This window comes from Luteimonas salinilitoris (assembly GCF_041300785.1).
In the GTDB taxonomy this organism is placed as follows: Bacteria; Pseudomonadota; Gammaproteobacteria; order Xanthomonadales; family Xanthomonadaceae; genus Luteimonas; species Luteimonas salinilitoris.
The window spans coordinates 19268-38344 of the sequence record NZ_JBFWIB010000013.1; the positions used below are offsets into that span (position 1 = coordinate 19268).

Annotated in this window: 15 protein-coding genes, 2 tRNA genes, 3 rRNA genes and 1 other RNA gene; 8 read left to right on the forward strand and 13 right to left on the reverse strand. The window is 65.1% G+C overall.

Going from position 1 to position 19077, the window contains the following annotated elements; all coding sequences use genetic code 11:
- Window positions 1-23: 23 nt before the first annotated feature.
- Window positions 24-476 (reverse strand): DUF192 domain-containing protein, encoded by a 453-nt coding sequence (locus AB5T46_RS16350; RefSeq protein WP_370565115.1) that lies wholly within the window; start codon window positions 474-476, stop codon window positions 24-26.
- A gap of 579 nt (window positions 477-1055) precedes the next feature.
- Here AB5T46_RS16350 and AB5T46_RS16355 point away from each other — a divergent pair.
- The 5 genes from AB5T46_RS16355 to rrf all read left to right on the forward strand — a co-directional run bounded on the left by AB5T46_RS16355 (window position 1056) and on the right by rrf (window position 6283).
- Window positions 1056-2600, forward strand: a 16S ribosomal RNA gene (locus AB5T46_RS16355).
- A gap of 106 nt (window positions 2601-2706) precedes the next feature.
- Window positions 2707-2782 (forward strand) — tRNA-Ala (locus tag AB5T46_RS16360).
- Window positions 2783-2855: 73 nt separating this feature from the next.
- Window positions 2856-2932, forward strand: a tRNA-Ile gene (locus AB5T46_RS16365).
- Between the two features lie 221 nt (window positions 2933-3153).
- A 23S ribosomal RNA gene (locus AB5T46_RS16370) occupies window positions 3154-6036 on the forward strand.
- A 133-nt stretch (window positions 6037-6169) separates the two neighbouring features.
- Window positions 6170-6283: ribosomal RNA gene (rrf, locus tag AB5T46_RS16375) — 5S ribosomal RNA — on the forward strand.
- Together the 16S, 23S and 5S rRNA genes with 2 tRNA genes alongside form the textbook arrangement of a ribosomal RNA operon.
- Before the next feature lie 138 nt (window positions 6284-6421).
- Here the strand turns inward: rrf and rpiA are convergent.
- The 6 genes from rpiA to AB5T46_RS16405 form a co-directional block, all read right to left on the reverse strand.
- A complete protein-coding gene (gene rpiA, locus AB5T46_RS16380) occupies window positions 6422-7069 on the reverse strand; it encodes a ribose-5-phosphate isomerase RpiA (RefSeq protein WP_370565116.1) in 648 nt (215 codons plus the stop codon).
- A 12-nt stretch (window positions 7070-7081) separates the two neighbouring features.
- A complete protein-coding gene (locus AB5T46_RS16385) occupies window positions 7082-7552 on the reverse strand; it encodes an EVE domain-containing protein (protein WP_370565117.1) in 471 nt (156 codons plus the stop codon).
- Window positions 7549-8136, reverse strand: a complete 588-nt coding sequence (locus tag AB5T46_RS16390; protein ID WP_370565118.1) for a 5-formyltetrahydrofolate cyclo-ligase — start codon at window positions 8134-8136, stop codon at window positions 7549-7551. Before AB5T46_RS16390 ends, AB5T46_RS16385 begins: the two co-directional genes overlap by 4 nt.
- Before the next feature lie 154 nt (window positions 8137-8290).
- A non-coding RNA gene (ssrS, locus tag AB5T46_RS16395) (6S RNA) lies at window positions 8291-8476 on the reverse strand.
- A 169-nt stretch (window positions 8477-8645) separates the two neighbouring features.
- On the reverse strand, window positions 8646-8957 hold the full coding sequence (locus tag AB5T46_RS16400; protein WP_370565119.1) for a cell division protein ZapA: 312 nt from the start codon (window positions 8955-8957) through the stop codon (window positions 8646-8648).
- Window positions 8954-9175 carry a TIGR02449 family protein gene (locus AB5T46_RS16405; protein WP_370565120.1) on the reverse strand — a complete coding sequence of 74 codons (222 nt, stop codon included), beginning with the start codon at window positions 9173-9175 and terminating at the stop codon, window positions 8954-8956. The genes AB5T46_RS16400 and AB5T46_RS16405 overlap by 4 nt, the downstream gene beginning before the upstream one ends.
- Window positions 9176-9439: 264 nt before the next feature.
- On the opposite strand from AB5T46_RS16405, the gene AB5T46_RS16410 reads away from it, so the two are divergent.
- Together AB5T46_RS16410 and AB5T46_RS16415 are read left to right on the forward strand one after the other, a co-directional pair.
- Window positions 9440-9982, forward strand: coding sequence for a UPF0149 family protein (locus AB5T46_RS16410; protein ID WP_370565121.1), 543 nt, complete (start codon window positions 9440-9442; stop codon window positions 9980-9982).
- A gap of 84 nt (window positions 9983-10066) precedes the next feature.
- On the forward strand, window positions 10067-11401 hold the full coding sequence (locus AB5T46_RS16415) for an aminopeptidase P N-terminal domain-containing protein (protein ID WP_370565123.1): 1335 nt from the start codon (window positions 10067-10069) through the stop codon (window positions 11399-11401).
- Between the two features lie 25 nt (window positions 11402-11426).
- On the opposite strand, the gene pepQ is transcribed toward AB5T46_RS16415, so the two are convergent.
- The 5 genes from pepQ to AB5T46_RS16440 all read right to left on the reverse strand — a co-directional run bounded on the left by pepQ (window position 11427) and on the right by AB5T46_RS16440 (window position 17044).
- Window positions 11427-12752, reverse strand: coding sequence for a Xaa-Pro dipeptidase (pepQ, locus tag AB5T46_RS16420; RefSeq protein WP_370565124.1), 1326 nt, complete (start codon window positions 12750-12752; stop codon window positions 11427-11429).
- 70 nt (window positions 12753-12822) lie between these two features.
- A complete protein-coding gene (locus AB5T46_RS16425; protein WP_370565125.1) occupies window positions 12823-13173 on the reverse strand; it encodes a PilZ domain-containing protein in 351 nt (116 codons plus the stop codon).
- Window positions 13170-15455 (reverse strand): DUF1631 family protein, encoded by a 2286-nt coding sequence (locus tag AB5T46_RS16430; RefSeq protein WP_370565126.1) that lies wholly within the window; start codon window positions 15453-15455, stop codon window positions 13170-13172. Before AB5T46_RS16430 ends, AB5T46_RS16425 begins: the two co-directional genes overlap by 4 nt.
- Window positions 15456-15557: 102 nt before the next feature.
- On the reverse strand, window positions 15558-16751 hold the full coding sequence (gene hemW, locus AB5T46_RS16435; protein WP_370565127.1) for a radical SAM family heme chaperone HemW: 1194 nt from the start codon (window positions 16749-16751) through the stop codon (window positions 15558-15560).
- Entirely contained in the window at window positions 16745-17044 is a 300-nt protein-coding gene (locus AB5T46_RS16440; RefSeq protein WP_370565128.1) for an antibiotic biosynthesis monooxygenase family protein, read from the reverse strand. Before AB5T46_RS16440 ends, hemW begins: the two co-directional genes overlap by 7 nt.
- Before the next feature lie 273 nt (window positions 17045-17317).
- On the opposite strand from AB5T46_RS16440, the gene AB5T46_RS16445 reads away from it, so the two are divergent.
- The gene (locus AB5T46_RS16445; RefSeq protein WP_370565129.1) at window positions 17318-17965 is read left to right on the forward strand and encodes a hypothetical protein; all 648 of its coding nucleotides are present in this window, start codon (window positions 17318-17320) and stop codon (window positions 17963-17965) included.
- A gap of 153 nt (window positions 17966-18118) precedes the next feature.
- Here the strand turns inward: AB5T46_RS16445 and AB5T46_RS16450 are convergent, their stop codons facing one another.
- Window positions 18119-18979: a sulfotransferase gene (locus tag AB5T46_RS16450; protein ID WP_370565130.1), complete on the reverse strand. Its 861-nt coding sequence runs from the start codon at window positions 18977-18979 to the stop codon at window positions 18119-18121.
- Window positions 18980-19077 lie beyond the last annotated feature (98 nt).

Here is a 19077-nt window from a genome sequence, read left to right on the forward strand (position 1 = left end):
CGCAACCCGGGCAGTGTCGGCGGTCAGCGAGCAGCAGGAATGCCGGGGCCCAGGCGCAACTCGACGCCTTCGCGAAGCTCCAGACGGGCCGCCTCGCCCGCGTTCAGCTCCAGCACGTAGCGCGCCGGCGCCCGGCTGGGATAGGGCGGGCAGCCGACGCCGCTCACGCAGGGCGGCACGTCGCGCTGCTGCGAGACCAGGCGCAGGCCGTTGTCGAAGTAGAGGATGTCGAGCGGGATCCGCGTGTTCTTCATCCAGTAGGCCTGTGGCGCCTCGCGGTCATGGATGAACAGCATCCCGGCGCCGGCGGCGAGCGCATCGCGGAACATCAGTCCGCGGGCGCGTTCCTCGTCGGTGTCGGCGATCTCCACCGTATAGCGTTCCCCGGCCAGCTCCACCCAGGTTTCGCCGGCGCTCGCGCAGGCGGTGGCCAGCAACAACAGGCAGACGAGCGGGAGACAGCGGAGCAAGCGCATGGGCGCACCGGGAGGCGAGAAGGAGGCTGTGCCGCACCATCGGCCAGCTCCGCGGGTCCGTCAAGCGGAAGTGTAAAAATTCCCTTCAACCCCCTTCCCAAGGAGCGGCGACGCGTGCACAATGCGCGCCCCGCCACGGAGCGTCGGCAGTGCCGATCGGCCAGGCGGGGCGGAGAAAAAAGACCCTCGCGAGGTGTTGACGTTCTCCGAAACCGCGCTAGAATGTGCGGCTCCCTCGGAGGGAACGCCTACGGGCCGGAACGAAGAGGGAAGCGCTGAACCAACCCCGATTCAGGTGTTGACGAAAGCGAAAGTCGCGCTACAATGTGCGGCTCACCTCGGCGGAAGCCGAGGGTTGCGGAAGGCGGCGCTGAGGCCGGTTCCGAAAGTTCTTTGACAGTGTGCGCAGGTGACTTGTGCGGGCGTCTGGCAGGTGGATGACCATCCAACTTGCAGACGTTCGTAACAGAGCAACAAGTCAATTCAAATGCATGCAAATGCAAGCGAGTAATTGGGGCTCAGGAGCGACGACTGCACTCAAGCAATTGATCGAGTCCTTCGGGACGAAGTCGCAAAACTTAAGTGAAGAGTTTGATCCTGGCTCAGAGTGAACGCTGGCGGCAGGCCTAACACATGCAAGTCGAACGGCAGCGCGGAGGAGCTTGCTCCTCTGGCGGCGAGTGGCGAACGGGTGAGTAATACATCGGAATCTGCCCAGTCGTGGGGGATAACTTGGGGAAACCCAAGCTAATACCGCATACGACCTTCGGGTGAAAGCAGGGGATCTTCGGACCTTGCGCGATTGGATGAGCCGATGTCGGATTAGCTAGTTGGCGGGGTAAAGGCCCACCAAGGCGACGATCCGTAGCTGGTCTGAGAGGATGATCAGCCACACTGGAACTGAGACACGGTCCAGACTCCTACGGGAGGCAGCAGTGGGGAATATTGGACAATGGGCGCAAGCCTGATCCAGCCATGCCGCGTGGGTGAAGAAGGCCTTCGGGTTGTAAAGCCCTTTTGTTGGGAAAGAAAAGCAATCGGCTAATACCCGGTTGTTCTGACGGTACCCAAAGAATAAGCACCGGCTAACTTCGTGCCAGCAGCCGCGGTAATACGAAGGGTGCAAGCGTTACTCGGAATTACTGGGCGTAAAGCGTGCGTAGGTGGTTCGTTAAGTCTGATGTGAAAGCCCTGGGCTCAACCTGGGAATTGCATTGGATACTGGCGGGCTAGAGTACGGTAGAGGGTGGCGGAATTCCCGGTGTAGCAGTGAAATGCGTAGAGATCGGGAGGAACATCCGTGGCGAAGGCGGCCACCTGGACCAGTACTGACACTGAGGCACGAAAGCGTGGGGAGCAAACAGGATTAGATACCCTGGTAGTCCACGCCCTAAACGATGCGAACTGGATGTTGGGTGCAACTAGGCACTCAGTATCGAAGCTAACGCGTTAAGTTCGCCGCCTGGGGAGTACGGTCGCAAGACTGAAACTCAAAGGAATTGACGGGGGCCCGCACAAGCGGTGGAGTATGTGGTTTAATTCGATGCAACGCGAAGAACCTTACCTGGCCTTGACATGCACGGAACTTTCCAGAGATGGATTGGTGCCTTCGGGAACCGTGACACAGGTGCTGCATGGCTGTCGTCAGCTCGTGTCGTGAGATGTTGGGTTAAGTCCCGCAACGAGCGCAACCCTTGTCCTTAGTTGCCAGCACGTAATGGTGGGAACTCTAAGGAGACCGCCGGTGACAAACCGGAGGAAGGTGGGGATGACGTCAAGTCATCATGGCCCTTACGGCCAGGGCTACACACGTACTACAATGGGAAGGACAGAGGGCTGCAAACCCGCGAGGGCAAGCCAATCCCAGAAACCTTCTCTCAGTCCGGATCGGAGTCTGCAACTCGACTCCGTGAAGTCGGAATCGCTAGTAATCGCAGATCAGCATTGCTGCGGTGAATACGTTCCCGGGCCTTGTACACACCGCCCGTCACACCATGGGAGTTTGTTGCACCAGAAGCAGGTAGCCTAACCGCAAGGAGGGCGCTTGCCACGGTGTGGCAGATGACTGGGGTGAAGTCGTAACAAGGTAGCCGTATCGGAAGGTGCGGCTGGATCACCTCCTTTAGAGAACCGGACGGCATTGCCTGTCCAGGCGTCCGCACAAGTGACCTGCATCCAGTAGTTCCCGGCAAGCATGCCTCGGCATGTTCGTCGAGGGGGCGTCCCTCTTGGGGCCATAGCTCAGCTGGGAGAGCACCTGCTTTGCAAGCAGGGGGTCGTCGGTTCGATCCCGACTGGCTCCACCACGCTCCACCAGTCATGCGGATCCCTCGCGAGATCCCGGTCATCGCTGACCGGACTTGAGGGAAAAGCATCTTCGGGTCTGTAGCTCAGGTGGTTAGAGCGCACCCCTGATAAGGGTGAGGTCGGTGGTTCGAGTCCTCCCAGACCCACCATCGAGATACTGGATGAACCTGCACACACACAAGAATTGAATCGCGACGGCGTTGAGGCCGGTGCGTGATCTTTGAAAATTGGGATGTAGCGAAGCGTTTGAGACGAATGTCCAGACGTGTCGTAGAGGCTAAGGCGAGATGTCGAGAGACATCTTTATTTGAAGTTGTAGTTCGTTGTGTTCGCGACGAATCTATGACCCTGAGGCGACTTGGGGTTATATGGTCAAGCGAATAAGCGCACACGGTGGATGCCTTGGCGGTCAGAGGCGATGAAGGACGTGGCAGCCTGCGAAAAGTGTCGGGGAGCTGGCAACAAGCTTTGATCCGGCAATGTCCGAATGGGGAAACCCACCTCGCAAGAGGTATCGTGCAGTGAATACATAGCTGTACGAGGCGAACGCGGTGAACTGAAATATCTAAGTAACCGTAGGAAAAGAAATCAACCGAGATTCCCTAAGTAGCGACGAGCGAACGGGGAGCAGCCCAAAAGTCGATTTGGTTCTAGCAAAACAGTCTGGAAAGACTGGCCATAGAAGGTGACAGCCCTGTATGCGAAAGGGCCATTTCGATGAAAAGTGAGTAGGGCGGGGCACGTGAAACCCTGTCTGAACATGGGGGGACCATCCTCCAAGGCTAAATACTCCTGACCGACCGATAGTGAACCAGTACCGTGAGGGAAAGGCGAAAAGAACCCCGGCGAGGGGAGTGAAATAGACCCTGAAACCGTGTGCGTACAAGCAGTAGGAGCTCTTCGGAGTGACTGCGTACCTTTTGTATAATGGGTCAGCGACTTACTGTTCGTGGCAAGCTTAACCGTATAGGGGAGGCGAAGGGAAACCGAGTCTGATAAGGGCGCATAGTCGCGGGCAGTAGACCCGAAACCGGGTGATCTAGTCATGCCCAGGGTGAAGGTTGAGTAACATCAACTGGAGGCCCGAACCCACTCCCGTTGCAAAGGTAGGGGATGAGGTGTGATTAGGAGTGAAAAGCTAATCGAACCCGGAGATAGCTGGTTCTCCTCGAAAGCTATTTAGGTAGCGCCTCATGTGAATCTTCCTGGGGGTAGAGCACTGTTATGGCTAGGGGGTCATCGTGACTTACCAAACCATGGCAAACTCCGAATACCAGGACAGACTGCATGGGAGACACACGGCGGGTGCTAACGTCCGTCGTGAAAAGGGAAACAACCCAGACCCACAGCTAAGGTCCCCAATTTATCGCTAAGTGGGAAACGATGTGGAAAGGCACAGACAGCCAGGAGGTTGGCTTAGAAGCAGCCACCCTTTAAAGAAAGCGTAATAGCTCACTGGTCGAGTCGGTCTGCGCGGAAGATTTAACGGGGCTAAGCGATAAACCGAAGCTTGGGGTGCACAAACTTGTTTGTGCGCGGTAGAGGAGCGTTCCGTAAGCCGTTGAAGGTGGATTGAGAAGTCTGCTGGAGGTATCGGAAGTGCGAATGCTGACATGAGTAACGATAATGCGGGTGAAAAGCCCGCACGCCGAAAGCCTAAGGTTTCCTTGCGCAACGTTAATCGGCGCAGGGTGAGTCGGCCCCTAAGGCGAGGCAGAAATGCGTAGTCGATGGGAAGCTGGTTAATATTCCAGCACCTCGCATAAGTGCGATGGGGGGACGGAGAAGGGTAGGTGTACCGGGCGTTGGTTGTCCCGGGGAAAGGAGGTAGGTTTGGGACTTAGGCAAATCCGGGTCCCTTTAAGACCGAGCACCGAGACGAGTCCTATTGGACGAAGTCACTGATCCCACGCTTCCAGGAAAAGCCCCTAAGCTTCAGCTTATGCAGACCGTACCGTAAACCGACACAGGTGGGCAGGATGAGAATTCTCAGGCGCTTGAGAGAACTCGGGTGAAGGAACTAGGCAACATAGCACCGTAACTTCGGGAGAAGGTGCGCCCTTGATGGTGGCTGCATGCGCAGCTGAGCTGTCGAGGGCCGCAGTGACCAGGCCGCTGCGACTGTTTATCAAAAACACAGGACTCTGCAAACACGAAAGTGGACGTATAGGGTCTGACGCCTGCCCGGTGCCGGAAGGTTAATTGATGGGGTCAGCCGCAAGGCGAAGCTCTTGATCGAAGCCCCGGTAAACGGCGGCCGTAACTATAACGGTCCTAAGGTAGCGAAATTCCTTGTCGGGTAAGTTCCGACCTGCACGAATGGCGTAACGATGGCGGCGCTGTCTCCACCCGAGACTCAGTGAAATTGAAATCGCTGTGAAGATGCAGCGTTCCCGTGGCAAGACGGAAAGACCCCGTGAACCTTTACTATAGCTTTACACTGAACGTTGAGTTCGTCTGTGTAGGATAGGTGGGAGGCTTTGAAGCGCTGGCGCTAGCTGGCGTGGAGCCAACCTTGAAATACCACCCTGTCGTGCTTGACGTTCTAACCTGGGCCCGTAATCCGGGTCGGGGACCGTGTATGGTGGGTAGTTTGACTGGGGCGGTCTCCTCCCAAAGAGTAACGGAGGAGCACGAAGGTACGCTCAGCGCGGTCGGACATCGCGCACTGTGTGCAAAGGCATAAGCGTGCTTGACTGCAAGATCGACGGATCAAGCAGGTACGAAAGTAGGTCTTAGTGATCCGGTGGTTCTGTATGGAAGGGCCATCGCTCAACGGATAAAAGGTACTCCGGGGATAACAGGCTGATACCGCCCAAGAGTTCATATCGACGGCGGTGTTTGGCACCTCGATGTCGGCTCATCACATCCTGGGGCTGTAGTCGGTCCCAAGGGTATGGCTGTTCGCCATTTAAAGTGGTACGCGAGCTGGGTTCAGAACGTCGTGAGACAGTTCGGTCCCTATCTGCCATGGGCGTTGGAGATTTGAGAGGGGCTGCTCCTAGTACGAGAGGACCGGAGTGGACGAACCCCTGGTGTTCCGGTTGTCACGCCAGTGGCACTGCCGGGTAGCTACGTTCGGAAACGATAACCGCTGAAAGCATCTAAGCGGGAAGCGTGCCTCAAGATGAGATCTCCCGGGAGCTTGACTCCCCTGAAGGAACCATCAAGACTAGGTGGTTGATAGGCTGGGTGTGTAAGCACAGCAATGTGTTGAGCTAACCAGTACTAATGATCCGTGTGGCTTGACCATATAACCTCAAGTGGCCTTGGACTCGACGACGCGTCGACGTTCGAAGCAAACCTCGCTACGTCCTACCCTATGAGAGCGTGAGCGCGATCATTCCCGATGAAATCGGGAGTGAACCGCGACCCTCCACCCTCTCCCTGGTGACAATAGCTGCGTGGAACCACCCGATCCCATTCCGAACTCGGAAGTGAAACGCGCACGCGCCGATGGTAGTGTGCATCTAGCATGCGAGAGTAGGTCATCGCCAGGGTCTTTACCCAAAAACCCCGCAGCAGAAGCTGCGGGGTTTTTCTTTTGCCTCGCAGAACGATCATGCGCCCTGACAACCGTCATCCGACCGCGATCCGGTTCGACCCCCGGCGCTCCACCAACTGATGTGTCGAAGGGCCTAAAGGACCAGTGGCGGCTCGCCGCCGACGATGACGACGTCGGCCGGGCGGCGGGCGAACAGGCCGACGCCGACCACGCCGGGGATCTGGTTGAGTTCCCGCTCCATCGCCACCGGATCGGTGATCGACAGGCCGTGCACATCCAAGATCCAGTTGCCGTTGTCGGTGACGACGCCTTCGCGCCAGACCGGCTGCCCGCCGGTCGCCGCGAGGATCGCGCGTGCCGCAAGGCTGCGCGCCATCGGGATCACCTCGATCGGCAACGGAAAGCGGCCCAGCACCGGCACCTGCTTGGCCGGATCGACGATGCAGACGAAGCGTTCGCTGGCCTCGGCGATGATCTTCTCGCGGGTGAGCGCGGCGCCGCCGCCCTTGATCAGGCGCCTGTGCGGGTCGCACTCGTCGGCGCCGTCGACATACAGCGGCAGCGGGCCGACGGCGTTGAGGTCCAGGACGTCGATGCCGTGACCGCGCAGGTGTTGGGTGCTCTGCTCGGAACTGGAGACCGCGCCGCCGATGCGGTCGCGCATCCTGGCCAGCGCGTCGATGAAATAGGCGACCGTCGAGCCGGTGCCGACGCCCACGATCATGCCGTCCTCGACGTAATCGATGGCCTTTTCGCCGGCCAGGCGCTTGCTTGCGGACATGCGCGGTTCCCGTTATTCGAGCGCGAGCAGATACTTCCACTGCGCGGCGGTGACCGGCAGGACCGACAGCCGCGAACCCTTGCGGATCAGCGCGAAATCCTCGCCCAGCCGGTCGGCGTGGCTGCGGATCTCTTCCAGCGGGATCGGCCGCTCGAGCTTGCGAACGAAGCCGACGTCGATCAGGAACCAGCGTGGCTCCTCGTGCGAGGCTTTCGCGTCGAAGTACTTGGACTTCTTCTTGAACTGGGTGGGATCCGGGTGAGGGGCGCCGGCGACCTCGGCGATGCCGTAGATGCCGGGCACCTCGGTATTTGAGTGGTAGAACAGCACGCCGTCGCCGACCTGCATGCTGTCGCGCATGAAATTCCGCGCCTGATAGTTGCGTACGCCGGTCCAGGGTTCGGTGCCGACGCGCTCGAGGTCGTCGATGGAGAAGTCGTTCGGTTCGGACTTCATCAGCCAGTAGCGTTTGCGGGTCGTCATGCGCCGGGAGCGGTCAGGAGGGTTTCGGTTTCGCTGCAGACCGCGTCCAGAGGCACGTCCCAGGCTGCGGCCGACAGCGCATCGACGCGTTGCGCGGCGAAGGCGGCGCCGACCAGCCAGGGCGGCGCGGAGCGCTCGCGACGGAAAGCGAAGCTGCGATCGTACCAGCCCGCGCCCATGCCGAGCCGGTTGCCGGCGGAGTCGAAGCCGACCAGGGGCAGGACCGCGAGCGCCAGGGCATCGGCCTCGAGCAATGAGGACGGGCTGATGTCGGGCTCGGGAATCCCGTACCGGTTCGTGACCAGCGGGTCGCCGGGGCGCCAGGGTGCGAAGCGCAGGAGCTCGTCATCGCCGAGGACCGGCAGGCAATAGATCACGCCTTTCGGCAGTCGCAGCTGCCAGGCGTGCAGCGCGATCTCGCCGTCCATCGCCCAGTAGCCGGCGACGTAGCCGCGCTCCGGCATCCAGGCAAACGCTTGGAGCCGACCTGCGACGGCTTCGGCGGCGGCGATGCGCGCCGCGGCGGGCATCGCACGACGGCGCTCGCGCAGTTCGCGGCGGAGCGCTGCGCGGTCGTCGGTCATCGGGTCGGCAGCGGAACGGGCATGTCCGGATTGTGCGGCCCGCGGCCGCATCGGAAAACCCCCGGGTGCGGATGAATCCGTACCGGACGAGGGGAGGCGGTCAGACGATCGGTCGGCCCAACCTGCTGCACGGCTCCCGCCGCAAAAAAGAAATACGTCCTCCGCCATGGCGATGCGCGCGAAACGACCTTGAACCCGGGGTTCAAGTGGGGACGCTTGGCTTCCATCGGGCTTCCCGCTGCGAGGCGGACCTGCACCCCCGGAAATCGTCGCGCCCCCGAGGTCGTCGTTAAGGGACAAGGCGAATGTTTGCGCACGCCGTCAAACACGGCAGAGGACGCACGAACAGTATAGCTCCGATGCCGGTGTTGCAAAGTCCGTTCATCGGCAAAAAAGGGAACCGAACGGACCACGGTTGCGGTAGCGTTCAAGTGCGGCCTGAAACGGGAGTGGTCGCCGGTGGATCTGAATTGCGATGCGGCTCGGGCGGCGTAACGATTCGCCGCGAATCAGCTGCCCGGTTCAGTCGCCGACAGTGCGCCATCGAGTTTGCGCTGCAACTCGTCGAGCAGGCCGGCGAGTTCGCGTTCGCGCTGCCCGCTCTCGTTGCGCAGTTGCTGCAGTTCGTGCGCGAGGTTGAGTGCCGCGAGAACCGCGACGCGGTCGACCGCGGCCATGCGGTTGGCGCCGCGCACCTCCCGCATCTGCGTGTCGAGCAGCTTGGCGGCCTGCATCAATGCCTCGCGCTCGTCGGCGCCGACGCCGACGGTGTACTCGCGGTCGAGGACGCGGACGCTGACCGGCTCGCTGGCGGCGCTCACGTGTGCTGCTCCAGCGACTTCAGGCGGGCGATCATCGCCTCCACCCGCGAACGTGCCTGCTCGTTCTTGGCCAACAACTGCGAACGATCGTTGGCCAGCTGCTCGTGCTGCTGGCGCAGGCTGCGGTTCTCCTCGTACAGCCGCCGGTTGCGTGCGACCAGATCGTCGACGCGCGCGACAACGGCGCGGAGCTGGGCGATCGGATCGAGGTTGTCCATGACGGCACGATAGGCAGCCGGCGGGGGGTGGTCAAGACGCGGCGGCGGTGGGGGCCGGCCATGTCGCGCCTGGTCGCGGGTCAAGTCCGGGCAGCGGTTCGGGTCCGGCCGCTGCGCGAGCGGGAACACGGGATCTTGTCGCACCGATGCTGCGACGGAAGCCGTATCTGTGCGTCGTATCGCACATCCCGGTGCAGTGTGGGCGGGACGGCGGCTGCGTATGCGTTGTTACACTGTGCCCCCACCCGATCCGAGCCGACCGCCTTGTCCGATTCGCTGCCTTCCCAGCGCGATGTCCAGAACGCCTGCCGTACGGCCGGATTGGGCGTCAGCGCCGCGGAGTTGCACGGCGGGCTGTGCGGGTGGCTGGCCGGCGGCGGTGCCGATGGGCCGGAGTGGCTGCAGCGGGTGCTGGTCGACGACAGCCTGCCGGCGCCTCCGGACGAAACCCTGGAGCAGCTGCGCCGGGCGAGCGTGGCGCAGCTCGAGGACCGCAGCTTCGGGTTCGAACTGCTGCTGCCGGATGCCGAGGCGACGCTGTACGAGCGCAGCGGCGCCCTGTTCGACTGGTGCCGCGGTTTCCTCGGCGGTTTCGGCCTGGCGGCGGGCCAGGCGCCTCCGCTGTCGGAAGAGACGAAGGAGGCGCTGGCGGACCTGGCGAAGTTGGCGGCGGCCAGCCCGCAGGACGGCGGCGACCAGGAGGACGAGGCGGCGCTGGCGGAAATCGAGGAGTTCGTACGCGTCGCCGCACTGCTGCTGCACGGCGACTGCGCCCTCGGTCCGCGCCATCGCCAGCGGCTGAACTAACGTTCCGGTCGTGCGGACCGTGCATCGGTCCGCCGGAACCGGTTCGACCATGCCCCGCAGACCTCACGTTTCGACGACGATCCAATGACCCTCGCCACCGGTATTTCAACGAGCGCCTATGCCCGCCGTCGCCGGCAGTTGATGCGCATGGCCGGCAACGATGCGATCGTGGTGGTGCCCTCGGCGCCGGAACGGGTTCGCAGCCGCGATACCCACTACCCGTACCGGCAGGATTCGGACCTGTGGTACCTGAGCGGTTTCGCCGAGCCGGAGGCGGTGCTGGTGCTGATCCCCGGGCGCCGGCATGGCGAGTCGCTGTTGTTCTGCCGCGAGCGCGATCCCGACCGGGAGCGCTGGGACGGGCCGCGGGTCGGCCCGGAGGGCGCGGTCGACGCGATGGGCATGGACGACGCCTATCCGATCGACGATCTCGACGAGATCCTGCCGGGCCTGCTCGAAGGACGCACCCGCGTCTACTACCACTTCGGCCGCGACACCGACTTCGACCTCAAGCTGATCGGCTGGCTCAATCGCGTGCGCGCGCAGGTGCGGCTGGGCGCGCAGCCGCCGCACGAGTTTCTGGAACTCGGCCACCTGCTCGACGAAATGCGCCTGTTCAAGTCGCGCGACGAAATCAGGCTGATGCGCCGCGCTGCCGCGATCAGCGTGCGCGCGCACCAGGCGGCGATGCGCGCGGCGCGGTCGGGTGTGCACGAGTACGAGCTGCAGGCGGCACTGGAATACGAGTTCCGCCGTCATGATGCGTTCCCCGCCTACGAGAGCATCGTCGGTGCCGGGGCCAATGCCTGCGTGCTGCACTACCGCGCCAATGCCGCGCAGTCAGCCGACGGCGACCTGGTGCTGATCGACGCCGGCGCCGAGTACAGGGGCTATGCCGCGGATATCACCCGCACCTTCCCGGTCGGCGGCCGCTTCACCGAGCCGCAGCGGGCGTTGCACGACCTGGTTGCCGCCGCCCAGGCCGCCGCCATCGGCCAGGCGCGGCCCGGCGTGCCCTACGAGGCCGTGCACGACGCCGCGGTGGCGACGCTCACCGAGGGCCTGCTGCGACTGGGGCTGCTGAAGGGCAAGCTGAAAAAGCATCTGGCCGGCGGCAGCTACAAGCGCTACTACCGCCACAAGACCGGCCACTGGATCGGGCTGGACGTGCACGACGTCGGCGAATATCGCGTCGACGGCGAGTCGCGCCTGCTGGAGCCTGGCATGGCGTTCACCGTCGAGCCCGGCCTCTACGTGCCGCCGGACGATGACGGCGTGGCGGCGAAATGGCGCGGCATCGGCATTCGCATCGAGGATGATCTGGTGATTACCCGCGATGGCCATGCGCTGCTGACCGATGGCCTGGCGCGCAGCGCCGACGAGATCGAGGCCTTCATGTCGGATGCGGCGCGCAGCTAGCCGCCACGCGCCGAACCGGCGATCGTTACCGGCCTTCGGCGAAGATCTCGCGGGTCAGGTTGACCGGTTCGCCCTCGGTGACGACCAGGTCGTCCTCGATGCGGATCCCGCCGAACGGCCGGAAGGCCTCGATGCGTTCCCAGTCCACCGCGTCGGCATGCGCGCTTCCGCGCAATTCCTCGAGCAGCAGGTCGATGAAGTACAGGCCGGGCTCGTTGGTCACCACCATGCCCGGCTGCAGCGTCCGCGTCAGGCGCAGGTAGGGGTGGCCTTCGGGCCTGGCGATGGTGCCGCCCCGGTCGGATTCGGCGAAGCCGGCGACGTCGTGCACCTGCAGGCCGATGCCGTGGCCGAGCCCGTGCGGGAAGAACTTCGCGCTGACGCCGGTCTCCAGCGCCGCTTCCGGTGAAACCTTCAGCACCCCGAATTCCTGGAGCACCCCGGCGAGTGCGAGATGCGCGTCCAGGTGCAGCTGGCGATAGTCCCGGCCGGCGCGGAAGTCGGCAGAGAGCCGCTGCTGCACGCCGTCGACCGCCTCGATCAGCGCCTGGAACTCGCCGTCGGTGTCGCTGGCGTAGGTACGGGTGATGTCGCAGGCGTAGCCGCCGAAGCTGGCGCCGGCGTCGATCAGGAAACTGTGCAGCGGCTTCGGCGGAATCCGCCCGAGTTCGGTGTAGTGCAGCACCGCGCCGTGCGCGTTGAGCGCGACGATGTTGTTGTACGGCAGCTCGACGGTGTCCTGGCCGGCGGCCTGGCAGTAGGCCAGGTGGATGCCGAACTCGCTGGCGCCGGCGCGGAACGCGCGCTCGGCGGCGCGATGGCCGCGCACGCCGCGCACGGTCGCCTGGCGCATCATCGCGATCTCGTACGGGGTCTTGAACGCGCGGTGATAGTCCAGGTAATCCAGCACCGGTGCCGGGTTGTTGGGCACGTGCTCGCCGAGCGCGCTCTGCGCCTCGCCGAGGATCGCGCAGCGGGCCGGATCGCCGGGCAGGTGTTGCCGCGCGTCTTCCTGCTTGCGGATCACCACCAGTTCGAAGTGCTCCGGCCAGTAGCCGGAAGGCGCCTCCGGCACCACGTGCCAGTAGTCGAACGGCTGCAGGTAGATCAGCTTTGGCCGCTGGCCCGGGGTGAAGACCAGCCAGCTGCCGGGATTGCGGGTGAGCGGCACCCAGGCCTTGAACTGCGGGTTGACCGCATAGGGGTAGTCGCGGTCGTCGAAGACCTGGTAATGGATCGTGCCGCTGGGAATCACCAGGTGGTCGAAACCGCCGCGGGCCAGCGCGGTCTCCGCGCGCTGCTGCAGCGCGGCCAGGTGCTCGCCGTAAAGTGGTGCCGGATCGGAAGTCATCGGATCCCGTGTCAGCTCTGCCGGAAAGCGCCATTGTGACGCAATCGCAGCGGCCACCCAAACCGGCGGATCAGACGTAACGGCTGTCCGGCGCATCCACCCAGCGGCGCAATTGGCGTCCCTGCTCCTGGCTCAGGCCGATGAAGCGGAAGCCGGTCCAGGCCTGTCCGGGGGCGCTGGCGCGGTCGCTCCACAGCAGGTGCGCACCCAGTTCCAGGGTCTGTTCGCCGCCCATCGCGCCGGTCAGGGTGAAGCGGAACTGGTACAGCGCGTCTTCGACCAGTTCGGTGCTGCTCATCATCAGCATGCCGGTCTCCGACAGGTTGCCGACGCGGCCGACCACCTCGCCGGTCATGGCATCGGTGACCATGATCGCTTCGGGCGCCTGACGTCGGCGAGCGCGGCGGAGTTCCCGGGTCATGCCGGCGCCTCCCCGGCGACGGCATCGTCGCCATGGCCGGCGAACTTGCGCAATGCGCCGACGGCGGCCTGCCAGGCACGGTCGACCAGGTGCGCCCGCTGGGCCGTGACCAGGCGCGCCTGGCGGCCGGCGAACATGCGCGACAGGCTGTCCAGGGAGCGCTCGTCGACGCGTTGCCCACGCTGATTGACGAACAGTGCATGGTCGGTGACGGTGCTGTACCAGGACAGTCGCCGCCGCACCACGTCGCCCTGCTGGTTGGTGACGAACTCGATCCAGGCGCCGAACGGCATCACCCGCAGCTGTTCATAGTGTGCCTGTTCGGTCGGCGTGCGTGGCGGCAGCCGGGGCGCCGCCGCCTTGGCCTTGTCCTCGCCCAGGTGCGCGCGCGCCTTGAGCTTCAGTGCCAGTTCGGTGCGCGAGGCCGGATCGTCGCCGCTGTCGCTGCGGCCGCCGGCGAGCCGCTGCGCGATCACCGCCGCTTCCTCGCCGTGGTAGCCGACCAGGCCGAGCGAGGCCTCGACGTGCGCGATGAGTTCCGGATCCTCCGGTACGCCGCCAGATCCGCAGGCGGCGACGATGCCGCGGGTCGCATCGAGCTGCCGTTGCCAGTCGTCGGAGTCCCCACCCTGGCGCAGCAGGGTCAGGGTCAGCACGTCGACCCAGGCCTGGTTGAGCAGGGCGCGGACGAACCTGGGCAGGCGCTGCTCGCCGATCGCGTTCTCGAGCGCCTCGGCGGCGCGCAGCTTTGCGATCTCGAGCTTCTCCTTGCCGCGGGCGGCCTCGACGTGGCGCCGCTCCAGCATCTCGGCCTTGCGCGCATGCAGCTGCAGGCGTTCCTGCAGCCGTGCGTTGGCGTCGGCGAAGACCGTCGGATCGTCCTCGAACTTTTCGGCCACCTCGGCGACCGCCTGCCGCATCAGCGGCACCAGTTGCGGGTCGAGTTCGTTGCGATCCAGCCAGCTTGCGGCGCTTTCGGCGACGGTGTCGAGCAGCTGCCGCGCGGGATGGTGCCCGTGCAGGAAAAAGCCGCGGTCCAGTAGCGCGGCGCGCAGCAGCGGCAGTTGCAGTGCGTGCACCAGCGGAGAGGTCGGCGCGTCGTCGCGGATCTCGCTCTCGATCTGCCCGTAGAGCATCCCCAGCAGTTCGAAGGTGTCGTTGTCCTCCGGCGACAGGCCCACGCCCCTGCCGCGCAGCTGCCGCGTCTGCGCCAGCACCGCCTGCTTGATCTCGTGCACGCCGGTGCGCGTGGCGGCGGGCGCCGGCGGCTGTCGTTGCAGATCCTTCAGCGCGCCCAGCAGGTCGGGCGTGCTCATCTGCTGGCGCCGGGGCGGCGGCGTTTCGGAGCGCAGCTTGCCAATCAACTCGCGGCGCCTGGAGAGCAGCTGCCGCAGCAGGGCGAAGGCAACCTCGTCGTTCTCGCCGCCGGCGACCTGCCGGGCTTCGCCCATCCAGGCGGTATGCGGCCGTTGTGCGACCGGCGGCACGGCGGCGGCCGTCGGGGCCGCTGCGGATGCGACACCGGCTGCCGTAATGCCCGCAGGCCCGGGCTCGTTCGTGGCGGCCGTACTCGGGCGCGCCCGGACCGGCACGAAGGTGAGGGCGGGCAGGATGCCCAGGCCGGCCATCGACGCGTTGAGCCGGTCGAGCATCTGCGGATAGCCGGACAGTACCTGGCGGTCGAATGTCCGGTACAGCAACAGGCGGGCGTCGTAGTGGATCTCGAGGCCGATCGCGACGTCGCGCATTGCGCGGCACAGCGAATACGGGCCCAGCGGCAGGCGCTCGGCATCGAACGCCGGTGCCGCGGCCAGCACGCCGAAGCGCTGGCCCAGCAAGTGCAGGGCCAACGGCGCGCGATTTTCCTGACGGCTGGCGATCCCGCGCAACACCGTGTCCTCGTCCATCACCGCCTCCTCGACCAGGCTCAGGTGGCGGAAGCTGACCTGGTCGGTCTCGGGCCGGAAGGCGTGCGCGGCCGGCGGATGGCGCAGCCCGGCGAGCGCGGACTCGAGGCCGGCCATGAAGCGCGGCGCCAGATCGGCGCGGTGGAGGTGGAAACTGCGCAGCGCCTGCATGTAGCCGGACTCGAGGCCAGGGTTGCGGGCGCCGTCGGCGAGCCGGAACAGTTCACGTTCGAACTCCAGCACCGTCCTGCCCAGGCCATGGTCCAGCTCGCCGGAGAGCAGCGCCAGTGCACGTTCGAGCGTCATGCGCACCCGATCGGGCAGGCTGGCGGACGCCAGGCGCAGGGGAGCGCCATGGTCCGGGGAGGCGTTCACGGCCACCGGGCCCGCGCCGGGAGTGCGGGAGCGATCCGGCTTCTTGCCGTGTATCCGCGGTAGCGGCCTGCCGCGGCGCGGCGCCGATCGCCGCGATCCGGCTCAAGCGTCGTGGGCCGGGCGAATGCCGCGGTCGGGCCCGCGTGCTTCCAGGAACAGTTGGATGACGTCATTGCCGAAGCGCCCCCCCAGCGCCGTAGGCAGTATGCGCCCGCCGTCCGCCTCCAGCCAACCACGTGCGCGGGCCGCCGCCAGCGGCTCGGCGATGGCCGCGCGCGGCAGCCCGGTGCGCGCTTCGAAATCGTCCAGGCGGAAGCCTTCCAGCAGCCGCAGGGCGTTGAGCATGTACTCGAACGGGCGCCGCGGCTCGGCGATGCGTTCGTCGCCGCCGATCGCGGCGGCGCTGCCCGCGGCGGTCAGCCAGGCGGCCGGGTGCTTGAGCTTCCAGCGTCGCAGGATGCTCTGCTCGCCACCGAGGGTAAGCTTGCCGTGGGCGCCGGCGCCGATGCCCAGGTAGTCGCCGAAGCGCCAGTAGTTGAGGTTGTGCGCGCATTCGCGCCCCGGGCGCGCGTAGGCGGAGACCTCGTACTGGCGGTAGCCGGCGGCCGCCAGCAGCGCCTGACAGCGTTCCTGCATGTCCCAGGCGAGATCGTCGTCGGGCAGGCCTTGCGGCGGCCGGGCGGCGAACACCGTGTTCGGCTCCAGCGTGAGCTGGTAGTGCGAGATGTGTGCCGGTGAGAGCGCGACGGCACGTGCCACGTCGTGCTCGGCCATCGCCAGCGACTGCCCCGGCAGCGCGTACATCAGGTCGAGGTTGAGGTTGTCGAAGCCGGCGTCCTGCGCCAGTCCGACCGCTGCCTCGGCGTCGGCGCTGTCATGGATGCGGCCGAGCCGCCGCAGGCAGCCGTCGTCGAAGCTCTGGATGCCGAAGCTGATGCGGTTGACCCCGGCGGCGCGGTAGTCCTCGAAACGGCCATGCTCGGCGGTGCCGGGATTGGTCTCGAGGGTGATCTCCAGCCCCGGCGCGAAGCGCAGGCGCGCGCTGGCGCCCTGCAGGAACCGGTCGATGGCCGCGGCCGGAAACAGGCTCGGCGTGCCGCCGCCGAAGAACACGGAATGGACCGTGCGCCCCCAGGCCAGCGGCAGGTCGTGGTCGAGGTCTGCCAGCAGCGCGTCGACGTAGCCCTCGAACGGCAATGCGCCTCGCGCCTCGTGCGAGTTGAAATCGCAGTACGGGCACTTGCGTACGCACCAGGGCAGATGCACGTACAGCGACAGCGGCGGCGGGATCAGCATGGGGCCCGATAGCGGCCGATGCGGCGCTCGGCCAATGTCAGAGCATCGCCCAGGGCGTCGAGTTCAGCGTAGCGCGCACCGGTGGCCGCCAGAAAGGCGTCGTAGTCGGCCTCGGTCGCCCAGCGGTCGAGGCTGAGATAACGCCTTGGCCGCCGGTCGCGCAGCAGCTCTGTGCCGAGATAGCCGGGCGCCTGCCGGAACAGGGCCACCCAGGCTCCGTCGGCGCCGTACATGGACTCGAACGCGTCCGTCGCGTCGGCGCGGATCTCGTATTCCCAGATCACGACAAACATGGCGAAAGCCTACGGGGCAGCCGGCGCCGGCCGTGGCCCGGTTCTGGACCGCACGGCTGCCGCCGATGGTGCAGCCGTTTCCCTGCTGATAGAGGCATTCCACGTGCCGGAGCGGAACGTACCGGCGCGAGCCGCCGGCAAGCAGCGACGCACAGAAGCCCGTCGCCGGCCGTCTCCGTCAGGTGTCCATGCGACGACAGCGGCAGCTGGGATCTCGCCATGGAGAGAATTGTAGGCGCTCCCGATCGCCAGGGGCCTGGATGCATGCCGGCCATGCCGAACGCTCCGACGTGCATTACTCTTCCGCATGCGATGATTCCGGGACGGTCCACCCGGACCGCGAATCCAGCACCCCAGGTCGTAGCCCAGGAGCCCACCGTGACAATCCGAACCGCCGCTCTTTCCCTGCTGATCGTATGTTTGGCCGCCTGCGGGCGTTCGCCCGAGGCTCCGGAAGCCGCTCTTGAAGAGGACAAGTCCTCCCAGGCGGCTCCGCCTTCCGCTGCGCGCCCGGCCGCATCCACCGATGCGGAGCGGGATCCACCGGCGCCGCTTCCGGCCGAACTGAATGCCAGGGACGCCACCGAGGTGGACGCCGAAATCGTGCAGGTCAGGCTGAGCGACTACGGCGACATGGAAAAGAAGGTGGTCGGTTCCGCGGTGAGTCATTTCGCCCCGACCGATACGGTTTACGCGGAAGTCGAGAGTGCAGGAACAGCCGACGCGTACACGATCTACGCCAAATGGATCAGCAACGAGGGCGATGTGCTGGCCGATTACGGGGTTCGCGTCGACCAGCCGGGCTCGCAACGGACCATCATCAGCCTGAGCAAGCCCGACGGCTGGTCGAGCGGCAAGAACACGATCGAGTTGGCGATCAACGGCGAGCACGAGCAGACCGTGACCTTCCAGGTGCAGTGACGGCCGCGCGCGTTGCGTGAGCGGCGATCGCAGCGCGTGGAAGCCGGATACACGCGCGGCTCGCGCCGCGCTCGCCTGCGGGCTTGAACGCTGGCGCGCATGCCGCTTTCTCAAGGTGGCCGTGCCCTGCACCCTACAAGCGGCGGCCGGAATTCAGGGGTCGCCCGATACGGAATAGCCAAGCGACCTGACGTAATCCACATCTTCTGCTGAAAACAGGGTCAATGGCACCGTTGCGTGCCGGGGCGCTTTTGGCGGATGGATGCGGGCGGCAAGGTCGCGAGCGCGAAGCGGGTCGAAGCCGAGAAAATGCAGGAGATCGCCGAGCACGCGTTCCGGTTCCCGGCAAAGGGCGTCGTAGTCGAGCCAGTACATGCGGTCAGGATTGTCGGCCAGCAGCCTTTGCGTCCGGCGCTGCACCCAGCACCAGTAGGCGAGTGCGCGTGCCGGCGTCATCGTGCCATCCCCGCCCAGTACCTTGGGACCCCACAGGCTTGGCTGATTCTGGTTGCTGCTGAGCGCCATGTCGAGTCCGTGCCTGACGACATGCACGTAGCGCAGGTCCGGTATGCGCTTCCACAAGCGCTCCACGACCAGATGGGTGTTGGGTTCCTTCCAGCCCCAGGCGCCGCCATGCGGAGGTGACGCTGCAGCCATCATCAGGGAATCCGCCCGATCCTGCAGCCAGTCCGCCGTTGCCTGGGGACGGTCGTCGGTCGCCAGGCTTCTGACTTGCGCCTCGACATTCGGGGGTAGTGCCCGACCGCCGGTCAGCCCGGCCACCAGCGCGCGGGTGAGCAGGTCGAACTCTTCATCGCCTGCGTCGAGGATCTCCGGCCGCTTGAACAGCAACGTGAACCAAAGCGTATCGCTGGCCGAGTTCAGGTCGCTGCCCATGAACACGCCCAGCGACCTGAAGGCTTCGGAGATGACGCGGGTCCCGCTGCCGCCAATCGCTCCTATGGCGATCGGTGCGCAAGGGCTTGCAGCGGAATCCAGCTTGGTCGATGGCATGATTGCTGTAACTCGAAAGTACGGTCGCAGCATTCGGGACAACACTGCCGGCTATCCCGCCGTGCCGGGTTATGCCCACTGCTTCGCATCAAAAAAGG

Excerpts from the sequence above, each read along its gene's own strand:
- AB5T46_RS16350 (WP_370565115.1), bottom strand. The coding sequence starts at position 476 with ATGCGCTTGCTCCGCTGTCTCCCGCTCGTCTGCCTGTTGTTGCTGGCC.
- rpiA (WP_370565116.1), bottom strand. The coding sequence starts at position 7,069 with ATGTCCGCAAGCAAGCGCCTGGCCGGCGAAAAGGCCATCGATTACGTC.
- AB5T46_RS16385 (WP_370565117.1), bottom strand. The coding sequence starts at position 7,552 with ATGACGACCCGCAAACGCTACTGGCTGATGAAGTCCGAACCGAACGAC.
- AB5T46_RS16390 (WP_370565118.1), bottom strand. The coding sequence starts at position 8,136 with ATGACCGACGACCGCGCAGCGCTCCGCCGCGAACTGCGCGAGCGCCGT.
- AB5T46_RS16405 (WP_370565120.1), bottom strand. The coding sequence starts at position 9,175 with ATGGACAACCTCGATCCGATCGCCCAGCTCCGCGCCGTTGTCGCGCGC.
- AB5T46_RS16415 (WP_370565123.1), top strand. The coding sequence starts at position 10,067 with ATGACCCTCGCCACCGGTATTTCAACGAGCGCCTATGCCCGCCGTCGC.
- pepQ (WP_370565124.1), bottom strand. The coding sequence starts at position 12,752 with ATGACTTCCGATCCGGCACCACTTTACGGCGAGCACCTGGCCGCGCTG.
- AB5T46_RS16425 (WP_370565125.1), bottom strand. The coding sequence starts at position 13,173 with ATGACCCGGGAACTCCGCCGCGCTCGCCGACGTCAGGCGCCCGAAGCG.
- hemW (WP_370565127.1), bottom strand. The coding sequence starts at position 16,751 with ATGCTGATCCCGCCGCCGCTGTCGCTGTACGTGCATCTGCCCTGGTGC.
- AB5T46_RS16440 (WP_370565128.1), bottom strand. The coding sequence starts at position 17,044 with ATGTTTGTCGTGATCTGGGAATACGAGATCCGCGCCGACGCGACGGAC.
- AB5T46_RS16445 (WP_370565129.1), top strand. The coding sequence starts at position 17,318 with ATGCCGAACGCTCCGACGTGCATTACTCTTCCGCATGCGATGATTCCG.
- AB5T46_RS16450 (WP_370565130.1), bottom strand. The coding sequence starts at position 18,979 with ATGCCATCGACCAAGCTGGATTCCGCTGCAAGCCCTTGCGCACCGATC.